Below are 6,023 nucleotides of genomic sequence, written 5' to 3'. Positions count from 1 at the left end.
GTGCGACCACCACGCGAATGGTGTATGCGCCCCGGCTGAACCCGAAGCCGTAGATCTCGTCGCCCGGCTTCCAGACCCGGCAGACGAACTTGTAGAGGTCGATGACGTTGCGCTTGAGGCCGTAGCCGAACGCGCCGCCCAGGGCGGCCAGGTATTTGTTGGACGACGTGCCCACGCCGTCGTCATAGTGCGCAAGCTGGTCGGGCTCGGTCTGGTCCAGTGCCTGGAAGATGCGCCAGACATTGGTCTTTTCCGCCTTGGCGGAACTGTTGCCCGTTCCGTCCGAGCACAACACGAGTCTCTTTGGCATGTCCCCTCCCACTCCCAACAATGAATCGACGCCGGCGGCGCCACACACTGGCCTTTCAGGCCGCTGCGGCTAATTCGGCCACGCCTGCACGCGTGAGTCGCCGTTCTGCACGTGATAGTCGAACGCGAGTGCCACGCCCAGCTCCGAGACCAGTTGGGCTTCTTGGCCGTGGCCGCGGCCGGCACGAAGGAGGCGTCATAGGCGCGGTGCATCCGTAGCCGCTTCACGACAGGCGCTTCACCCAGCTGGGCGAAAGCATCTTTCCATTCGGGCGGTACGGAGGCCTTGTCCGGGCCGGAGCTGATACTGTGGGAGTCCAATCGCAAGGCCAACACCGAGCGCCGATTTCAGCGCTCGGAACTCCAAATTGCCCACGGCGCGATCTCCCAGTATTGCGTTCATGGCACTCCCCTCCCCTGGGCCTGATTTCATTCGGCCTCTCTCAGGAAGGCATCCCCAACACTGTGGAAGGGCTGGCGCGCTCCCACTACTAAACGGTGATGGGCACTCGCTGGCCCAAGCCAGCCGCGTAAAACGGCCGCGTGCGTCTGCTGGCGCACATACACCAGGCTGAGGGGCGTGCACGATGCCCGGCAATGTCCGCCCGCTGGGAACCATCATGAATGAAGCTGCGCTGCCTCTGACCGACGAGGACGACGGCCCCTTGTCGCCATGGTGGGTCCGCACCGTGTTGATCGTGATGGCGCTCGGCTTTGCCGGCCTCATCGCAGTCACGTTGCTCGCCTACCGCAATGCACCGCCCATCCCCGCGCAGGCGACGGACCTTGCAGGCTCGCTGCAATTCAGCGGCGACGACATCGCAGAAGGCCAGGCCGTGTTCCTGAAATACGGGCTGATGGCCAACGGCAGCATCTGGGGCCACGGCGCCTACCTTGGGCCAGACTATGCGGCCGCGGCCTTGCACCGAATGGGCGAAGTCACGGCCCAGTCCATCGCGTTGGCGCGTCACCAGCAACCCTTTTCGGATCTGACGCCGTCTCAGCAGGCGGCGGTGCGCGCCGAGACGGCGGTCGAGCTGAAGACCAACCGCTACGACCCCGACACCGGGGTGTTGCGGCTGACCGCCTCGCAAGCGACGGCTCATCGAGAGCTGATCGAGCATTGGACCCGCTACTTTCACGACCCGGCGCTCAATGGGGGGCTCTCGGCCGACCTGATCACGGACCGCGCGGAGCTGAGGCAGTTCACAGCCTTCGTCAGCTGGGCCGCGTGGGCTTCCGTCGCCGTGCGGCCGGGCGAAAGCTATTCCTATACCAACAACTTTCCCTACGACCCGAACGTTGGCAACCGGCCGGTCGCCGGAGCCCTGTTCTGGAGCGCCCTGAGCCTCGTGGTGCTGTTGGCCGGGATCGCCGTGGTGCTGCTGGCCTTCGGCAAGTTCGATTACCTCGGCTGGGTCACCCGGGGCCACAAGGTCAGGCCGCAGCTGCTGCCGGGCCAGTCCAGCGACGGGCAGAAAGCGTTGGTCAAGTTCTTCGTGGTGGTCGCCGTGCTTCTGTTGGGGCAGACGCTGGTCGGCGGTGGTGTCGCACACTACCGCGCCGACCCGGGCAGCTTCTACGGCTTCGACCTCGAACGCATCTTTCCCAGCAATCTGCTGCGAACCTGGCACCTGCAGCTGGCGATCTTCTGGATCGCGACCGCCTATGTCGCTGCGGCGCTGTTTCTCGGGCGTTCACTGCGCAAAGACGAGCCGCGCTGGCTCGCACCCTTGACGCACGTGCTCTTCGCAGCCTTTGCCCTGGTGATTGGCGGCAGCCTGCTCGGGGAATGGCTGGGAATCTCGCAGGTGCTTGGCGATTGGTGGTTCTGGCTCGGCAACCAGGGCTGGGAATACCTCGAACTCGGCAGAGTGTGGCAATACCTTCTGGTGGCCGGCCTCTTCGCATGGTTCGCACTGCTGTGGACCCTGGTGCGCCCCCACGCGCTCGCAAACCCCACGGTGCGGCCCATCGTCAGGATGTTCCTGGTCGCCGCCATCGCGATTCCGCTGTTCTACATTCCGGCGCTGTTCATTGGTGCCAAGGCCAACTACACGGTGGTCGACACCTGGCGCTTCTGGATCATCCATCTGTGGGTCGAAGGCTTCTTCGAGTTCTTCGCCACGACCGTGGTGGCGCTCACGTTCTTCCAGCTCGGCCTGGCTCGCCGCAATGTGGCCTTGCGCGTGATCTATCTCGACGCGATCCTGTATTTTCTCGGTGGCCTGATGGGCACCGGCCATCACTGGTACTTCACCGGCCAGAGCAACTTCAACATGGCCTTGTCAGCCTTGTTCTCGGCCCTCGAGGTGGTTCCGTTGACCTTGCTGACACTCGACGCATGGGACTTCGTGCGCACCACGCGCGGCGTGCGCGACGCCACGGGCAAAGCCATCGAGATCCCGCACAAGTGGGCCTTCTATTTCCTGATGGCGGTCGGCTTCTGGAACTTCGTCGGCGCGGGGATGCTCGGCTTCCTGATCAACCTGCCGATCGTCAGCTACTACGAAGTCGGCACGCTGCTGACGCCCGCCCACGGGCACTCGGCCATGATGGGTGTCTTCGGCATGCTGGGGATCGCGCTGATGGTCTTCGTGCTGCGCCAGACCAGCGATGACTCACGTTGGCCTGCGATCGAAAGGTATGTCCGGGTCGCGTTCTGGGGCACCAACGGCGGCTTGGCTCTGATGGTGGGCCTGAGCCTGTTCCCGGCGGGGCTGCTGCAGCTGTGGGACGTCCTGCACAACGGCTACTGGCATGCCCGCAGCCTGGACTACATCGCCAGCGAACGTTCGCAGCTGCTCGAATGGATGCGCATGCCGGGCGACGTGGTGTTCATCGTGTTCGGGGCCGTGCCGCTGGTGATCGCGTCGGTCAAGGCGTACCTTGGCGTGCGGGAGGGCGCCAAGTCGATACGCCCATTGCTCGTCCCCGCGAAGCTGCCGGTGTAGTGCTTGTGATCGCGCCCGCCCTGCCCGCTGCAGGCATGACGGGCACGGTACGCGACCGTGCGACAGCGCACGGACCCGGACGATCGCACCGCACAAACTAGGGCTGACAGCTCCGGCCGCACAAACGCTTCGCACGACTTTGAAGGACCCCATGCAGATCTTGCTCCACACTGACCCCAACACCGACGGCAGCGCGGCGATGACCGAMCATCTCGACGCGGTCGTCAATGCCGCACTCGGGCGCTTTGGCGAACGCGTCACGCGCGTCGAAGTTCATCTGTCCGACGCGAACAGCCGGGCCAAGTCTGGAACCGACGACATTCATTGCATGCTCGATGCACGGCTCAGCGGCGAAGAGGCCATCGTCGTGAACGACAGCGCCGCCAACGCGCACCAGGCCATCGCCGGAGCGGTGCACAAGCTCAAACGCGCAGTCGGTGCTGCGATTGCCAAGCATCATCCACGGCATCAACCCGTGCACCCCTGACGGCCTTCGCTTCGTCGCTGCCGGTGGCGAAGCGCCGACGCGGCGTCACGGACCTGCTCCTGATGCGTGGCGCAGAACAGGCTGTCCTTCATATCAGCGAGCAAAGCGTCGGGCCGTGGCGCTGTGGGCTTCTATCTCGACCACGTGGGCATGGAGGTCGATCTGCACCACCGCGCGTGGGTCGACTTTCCGCAGCGCCCTCGTCACAGCGGCGACGCAGCGGGCGTTGATCATGTCGCTCACCCGAAATGCAACCATCATGACGAGTCTGAAGTGCCGGATTCATGCATCGAGCCGATCTGCACCGCCCGCTGGCGGATCAAGATAGAGCGCCTCGAAGGCATCGCAGGGCAGCGGCCGGCTGAACAGATAACCCTGCATCTCATTGCAGACCAGCTCCTGCAACAAGCGCCGCTGCGCCTCGGTCTCCACGCCTTCGGCCACCACGTTGAGCTTCAGAGAGTGCGCGAGCGTGATGATGGTCGAGACCAGTGCCAGGCCTTCCGAGCTGGTGGTCATGTCGACGACGAAGGAACGGTCGATCTTGAGTGTGTCGACCGGCAATTTGGACAGATAGCTCAGCGACGAAAATCCGGTACCGAAGTCGTCGATGGCGACACGAACGCCCATCGCGCGGATCGCGCGCAGGCTGCTGATGCTATGCAGCACGTCCTCCATGATCAGGCTTTCTGTGATCTCCAACTCCAGGCCGGCCGCTGCCTGCGGGTCGATGCTGATGGCTTGCTCAACCTCGGCGATGAAGTCGCGATTGCGCAGCTGCAGCGGCGACACATTGACGGCGATACGCACGGCTGAAAAGCCGTCGCGGCGCCAGCGCAGATAGTCGCTGATTGCACTGCGCAGGGCCCAGCGCCCAACCTCGTAGATCAGACCGGTCTCTTCGAGGATCGGAATGAACTGGGTCGGCGGTACCAGACCCGTGCGTGGGTCATTCCAGCGTATCAAGGCCTCGGCGCCAGTCAGCAAGCCGCTGCGCAGATCGACCTTGGGTTGGTAGTGAAGTACGAATTCCCCGTTCTCCAGCGCCTGTCGCAGCTGGTTCTCGAGTGCCAGCTTGCTGGCTACCGAGGCGGTCATCTGCGGCGTATAGAACAGGTAGCGGTCACCGCTGGATTTGGCCTTTTTCAAGGCCGCTTCGGCGTTCTTGAACAAGCTCTCGGCGCTGGCGCCGTCGTCCGGGAACACCGCGACACCCACCTTGACGGAGATGCGGAACACCGCCTCATTGAGCGGGAAGGAATGGTTCAAGAACGCCATCAAAGTCTGCTCCAGCAGCTGCCGTATGCCGCTCTGGTGCGTGACACGCGGCAGCACCGCGGCGAAGCGGTCCGAACCGATGCGTGCCACCAGACCAGCATCGCCCATTTGCTGAACCAGCCACGCGGCGACCTGACGCAGCAGTTCGTCGCCGGTCACCTGGCCCAGGCTGTCGTTGATGTTCTTGAAGCGTTCGAGATCGAACAGGAACACGGCCATGGGGTGGCCGCCGGCGATAGCGGCGAGCAGATGCCATGTCACCCGATCAAGGAACAGCGTGCGGTTCGCCAATCCGGTCAGCACGTCGAAATAGGCGAGGTACTCCAGCCGCTCCAGTTTCTCGATATGGTCGAGCGCGAAGGAGATATCGCCGGCCAGCTCCTGCAATAGCTGCATTTCCTGCGCATCGAATATGCCGGCCTCGCCCGAAAACAGCGCCATGACTGCCCATGGCTGCCCGTGCAGCGTCAAAGGGAAATAGCCAAATGATCGGTAGCCCCCGCCCCGCAGCTCGGCGCGGAATGGCGCTATCGCCAGGTCGCTCTCGATATCGTTGCAGATCACTGGCTGCGATGACCGAAGCGCTCGGCAGGCCGGCCGGTCGCTGCTCGGTGCGTCTACGCGGGCACTCGGCGGGATAGGGTTGACATTGCCCGGCTCGCTGCCGTGCGAGGCGACTGCCTTGCATTCCAGGGTCAAGGGATCCATGACACCGATCCAGGCCATCTTGAAGGCGCCGAGGTCGACTGCCAGCCGGCTGGCCTCGCGGAACAACTCGTCGTAGCCGCGCGCGCGCACTATCAGCGCATTGATGCCACTCAACATCGCATAGACGCGGTTCAGGCGCCTGATCCTGTTTTCGCCGATCTTCTGCTCCGTGATGTTGAGGTGCATGACCACCACGCCATTCGGGCGCTGCTGGGCCAACGGCGTCACTGTCAGCAAAAACCACCTTTGCTCGGTCGTCGAGTCACAGGGGTACTCGATCGAAAAGC

Annotated in this window: 5 protein-coding genes; 2 read left to right on the top strand and 3 right to left on the bottom strand. The window is 63.8% G+C overall.

Going from position 1 to position 6,023, the window contains the following annotated elements:
- The coding region (locus ACXJKR_RS21880) for a phospholipase effector Tle1 domain-containing protein (RefSeq protein WP_457324612.1) at positions 1-310 on the bottom strand (310 nt) is incomplete at its 3' end.
- A 586-nt stretch (positions 311-896) separates the two neighbouring features.
- On the opposite strand from ACXJKR_RS21880, the gene ACXJKR_RS21875 reads away from it, so the two are divergent.
- Together ACXJKR_RS21875 and ACXJKR_RS21870 are read left to right on the top strand one after the other, a co-directional pair.
- Positions 897-3,263 (top strand): nitric-oxide reductase large subunit, encoded by a 2,367-nt coding sequence (locus ACXJKR_RS21875; RefSeq protein WP_457324611.1) that lies wholly within the window; start codon positions 897-899, stop codon positions 3,261-3,263.
- Positions 3,264-3,414: 151 nt separating this feature from the next.
- Positions 3,415-3,750, top strand: coding sequence for an HPF/RaiA family ribosome-associated protein (locus tag ACXJKR_RS21870; protein ID WP_457324610.1), 336 nt, complete (start codon positions 3,415-3,417; stop codon positions 3,748-3,750).
- A 93-nt stretch (positions 3,751-3,843) separates the two neighbouring features.
- Here ACXJKR_RS21870 and ACXJKR_RS21865 read toward each other — a convergent pair whose 3' ends face one another.
- Together ACXJKR_RS21865 and ACXJKR_RS21860 are read right to left on the bottom strand one after the other, a co-directional pair.
- Positions 3,844-3,984, bottom strand: coding sequence for a hypothetical protein (locus ACXJKR_RS21865; protein ID WP_457324609.1), 141 nt, complete (start codon positions 3,982-3,984; stop codon positions 3,844-3,846).
- A 48-nt stretch (positions 3,985-4,032) separates the two neighbouring features.
- Positions 4,033-6,023, bottom strand: a 1,991-nt coding sequence (locus ACXJKR_RS21860; protein WP_457324608.1) for a putative bifunctional diguanylate cyclase/phosphodiesterase, incomplete at its 5' end; no start/stop codon positions are given.

It is taken from the genome of Roseateles sp. P5_E11 (genome assembly GCF_054049355.1).
This window is presented reverse-complemented; position numbering and strand designations above follow the sequence as displayed.

Bases quoted from the DNA above. Each gene is read 5' to 3' on its own strand.
- ACXJKR_RS21875 (WP_457324611.1), top strand. From the start codon at position 897: ATGCCCGGCAATGTCCGCCCGCTGGGAACCATCATGAATGAAGCTGCG.
- ACXJKR_RS21865 (WP_457324609.1), bottom strand. From the start codon at position 3,984: ATGATCAACGCCCGCTGCGTCGCCGCTGTGACGAGGGCGCTGCGGAAA.